Source organism: Ensifer adhaerens (assembly GCF_002940685.1).
Taxonomy (GTDB): domain Bacteria; phylum Pseudomonadota; class Alphaproteobacteria; order Rhizobiales; family Rhizobiaceae; genus Ensifer; species Ensifer adhaerens_E.
In genome coordinates this window covers 1-780 of the sequence record NZ_PNFP01000068.1, presented here as the reverse complement: position 1 = coordinate 780, position 780 = coordinate 1, and the positions used below count along the sequence as shown (strand labels likewise).

General features: G+C 45.4%; 1 rRNA gene. It reads right to left on the bottom strand.

Annotated elements, in window-relative coordinates:
• Positions 1-780: ribosomal RNA gene (locus C1A35_RS36530) — 23S ribosomal RNA — on the bottom strand; the annotation flags it as partial.

Genomic DNA, 780 nt, shown 5'->3' with positions numbered 1-780 from the left:
TCATGTTGCCATCAAACACACGGTTTAACCCGCGTATACCCATAATCGGCTTAGGAATATTAACCTAATTCCCTTTTATAACACGTAAACGGCGCAAACCGCGTATTTACTTTTAAAAGGTTTCCCTATTCCATTTAGGACCGGCTCATTCATATGTACTTGCTATTGATATGAAACCCTTCTCCACTTCGGTCCTCAAGCAATAAAATAAATCTTGAGTATTTGCGACTACCACCGAGATCTGCACTAAAGGCTGTTCCACACGCGGTCGCCCGCATACAGCTTCCCAACAACCTTCACGCGTCCTCCTACTTGACAACACCTCATTATGTGCGCGTTGCCAGTCGAGTATCGGAAATTTCTCTTCGCGGCACTTGAGCGCCATCCATTTTAGGGGCCGATTCATTCGGCAAGTGAGTTGTTACACACTCCTTAGCGGATTCCGACTTCCGTGGCCACCGTCTTGCTGTCTGTATGAATCGACGCCCTTTCTGGGCTCTGCATGAGTGCCGCCCTTAGGCTCCTTAACTCGCGTACGTTTGGTTCATCCCACATCGCCAGTTCTGCTTACCAGATGTGGCCCACTGCCTTCTCTAATTGATTTATTTCGGGGGTCTTTACAACACACAAAATGCGTGTTTCAAATAAATTAGAAAGAAAAGATAACTTTTCACAGAGCTACGATTAAAGTCCCAAAGTTCTTTCATGTTGCCATCAAACACACGGATTAACCCGCGTATACCCATAATCGGCTTAGGAATATTAACCTAATTCCCTTTT